At 71.9% G+C, this 3087-nt stretch carries 1 protein-coding gene and 1 pseudogene; both read left to right on the plus strand.

Going from position 1 to position 3087, the window contains the following annotated elements; all coding sequences use genetic code 11:
• Positions 1 to 571 (plus strand): annotated as a pseudogene (locus tag ACFWF3_RS30055) (exodeoxyribonuclease V subunit gamma); the annotation flags it as partial.
• The coding region (locus ACFWF3_RS30060; RefSeq protein ID WP_379317014.1) for a UvrD-helicase domain-containing protein at positions 568 to 3087 on the plus strand (2520 nt) is incomplete at its 3' end. The pseudogene ACFWF3_RS30055 and the gene ACFWF3_RS30060, both read left to right, overlap by 4 nt.

Below are 3087 nucleotides of genomic sequence, written 5' to 3' on the forward strand. Positions count from 1 at the left end.
CACCCTCGCGGGCACCGTGCCCGAGGTTCGCGGCGAAACGCTGGTGCGTACCACCTACTCGCGGCTCGCGCCGAAACACCGGCTCGCGTCCTGGGTGTCGCTGCTCGCCCTCGCCGCGACCGAAGACCGCTCGTGGCAGGCGATCAGCACGGGGCGGGGGCAATTCCGCAGCAGGCCGGTGGCCAGATCGGTGATCACCGCACCCGAAGCGCCTGCCGCACTGGCGATCCTGCGTGATCTGGTCCGGTTGCGCGACGAGGGGCTGTGCGAACCGCTGCCCTGCGCGCCCGCCGCCACCGCGGCCTACGCCGAGCGCCGCTTCCGCGGGGACAGCGTCGCCGACGCCCTGCTCGCCGCCGAACACGCCTTCGACGGTGGCCCCAACGGCCCCGACAAGTTCGGCGACCACACCGACCGCTACCTGCGCTACGTCTGGGGCCGCGCACCCCGATTCGCCGGTCTCGCCACCGAAACCAGCCGGCCGGGCGAGCCGGAGAGCACCCACTTCGGTGCCCTCGCGCGCCGCTGGTGGGCGCCGCTGCTCGCCGCCGAAAGTCAGGGACAGCCGTGACGGGAACCGTCTCGGCGCCGACCGCCTTCGATGCCACCGGTCCGCTGCCGCAGGGCACCACGGTGCTCGAGGCCAGCGCGGGCACCGGCAAAACGCACGCGATCGTCGGGCTCGCCGTCCGCTATGTCGCCGAGGCGGGCATCGCGATCACCGAACTGCTCCTCGTCACGTTCAGCCGCGCCGCCACCCAGGAATTGCGCGAACGCACCAGGGACCGTTTCGTCACGGTGGCGACCGCCCTGGCCGAACCCGATACCGCACGGCACCATCAGGACGAGCTCGTCCGCGCGATGGCCGACACCGACCCCGCCACGGTGCGCTTGCGCAGGCACCGATTGCTCACCGCCCTGGCCGATTTCGACGCGGGCACCATCGCCACCACCCACTCGTTCTGCCAGCGGATGCTCGACGAACTCGGCCTGGCAGGCGAACACGATCCCGGCGCTCGGCTGGTCGAATCGGTGGACGAACTGGTCGGCACCGTCGCCGACGACCTGTATCTGGCCCGCTACGCCCGCGACCGCGCCCCGTTCACCCTGCGCGATGCCCATACCCTGGCACTGGCGGCGGTCCACGACCGGCACGCCGACCTCGCCCCGCGCACCGACGGTGCGGCGGGGGAGCGGGTCGCCTTCGCGAGTGCCGTGCGCGCCGAGACCGAACGACGCAAACGCCGTGCGGGACTGCGTGATTTCGACGATCTGCTGGTCCTGCTGCACGACGTGCTGGCCGACGCCGACCACGGGCCGCGCGCCCGCGCCCGGATCAGGCAGCGCTACCGGGTCGCGCTGGTCGACGAGTTCCAGGACACCGATCCGTTGCAGTGGGACATTTTGCGCCTGGCCTTCCATCAACACGCCACCCTCGTCCTGGTCGGCGACCCGAAACAGGCCATCTACGCCTTCCGCGGCGCCGAAGTGCTCAGCTACCTCGACGCCGTGGCGCTGGCCGATCGACGCAGCGAGCTCACCCGCAACTGGCGCAGCGACGCCGGACTGCTGCGCGCCATCGACCACCTGTGTGGCGGTGCGGAATTGGGTCATCCCGAGATCAGCGTCTACCCGGTCACGCCAACGCGGCCGATGACCCGTCTGCACGGTGAGCCGGACGTCATCGCCCCGCTGCGACTCCGGGTGCTCCCACGGACCGGGGCCGGTCCGCGCAATCGGTCGGGGTTCCCGTCGGTGGGCAGGCAGCGGGCCAAGGTGGCTGACGACCTGGCCGCCGATATCGTCACCCTGCTCGAATCCGGTACCACCATCGACGCCAAACCTGTACGCGGCGGGGATCAATCGCTGCGCGAGGTCGGCGACGGCCGGGTGCGCAGGCCGATCGGGCCGGGCGATATCGCGGTACTGGTGCGCACCCGCTCCCAGATCGATGTGGTGCGCGCGGCGCTGGACCGGGTCGGGGTGGCCTCCGTCCTCGCCGGTGGCACCAGTGTCTTCGCGACCGTCGCCGCGACCGATTGGCTGTGGGTGCTGCGGGCCCTGGAACAACCGCATCGTGGTGACCGGGTGCGGCTGGCCGCGTGCACACCGATCCTCGGGGTGAGCGCCGCCGAGATCGACGCGGGCGGTGCGGATCTCGTCGGCCGGGTGTCCACCCAGTTGCGTGACGCCGCACGCTTGTTCGCGCGCGCCGGATTCGCCGCCGTGTTCGACAAGCTCGCCACCGAGACCGACCTCGCGCCCCGCCTGCTGGCGGTGGACAACGGCGAACGCGAACTCACCGACCTGCGCCATCTCGCGCAGCTGCTCGACGAGGTGGCACTGGCCGAGGGGCTCGGCCTGACCGCGCTCACCCGCTGGCTCGCCGACCGTGTGCGCGAGCCGGAGACCGGTAGCGTCAGCGGCCGCAGTCGCCGCCTCGATCGAGACGCGGCGGCCGTGCAGATCGCCACCGTGCACGCCAGCAAAGGCCTCGAATTTCCGATCGTCTACCTGCCTTTCACCTGGGACAGCGCCAAGAATCCGTATCCGGCGACGCTGCTGTTCCACGACGACAACGGCACCAGGGTGCTCGATATCGGCGGCAAGGAGGCGCCCGGGTACGGCGAGCGCCAGTTGCGGTGTGAGGCCGAGGAATCGGGGGAGGAACTGCGGCTGCTGTATGTGGCGCTGACCCGGGCGATGTGCCAGATCGTCGCGTGGTGGGCGCCCGCGGTGACCACCGGCGCCGCGCCGCTGCACCGGATGATGCTGGGCAGGCGCCCGGGATCGGCGCAGGTACCGCGCCGGGCCGAGATTCCCGCCGACACCGCTGCGGCGCAACGGATTTCCGAATGGGCCGCGTCCGCATCGGAGGTGATCTCGGTGACCGTGGTCGACCGTCCCGAGGATGTGGCGCCCCGGCGGGTGCGCTCCGAGCTACCGACCGGCGAGCTGGCGGCCGCGGGGTTCACGCGCGCGCTCGACCAGCAGTGGCGGCGCACGTCGTATTCGGCGCTCACCGCGGGCGCGCACGACGCCCCTGGCGTGGCCGACGAGGAACCCGAGGACGGTCCCGGCCCGGAC

Source organism: Nocardia sp. NPDC060220, from assembly GCF_042727815.1.
GTDB lineage: Bacteria > Actinomycetota > Actinomycetes > Mycobacteriales > Mycobacteriaceae > Nocardia.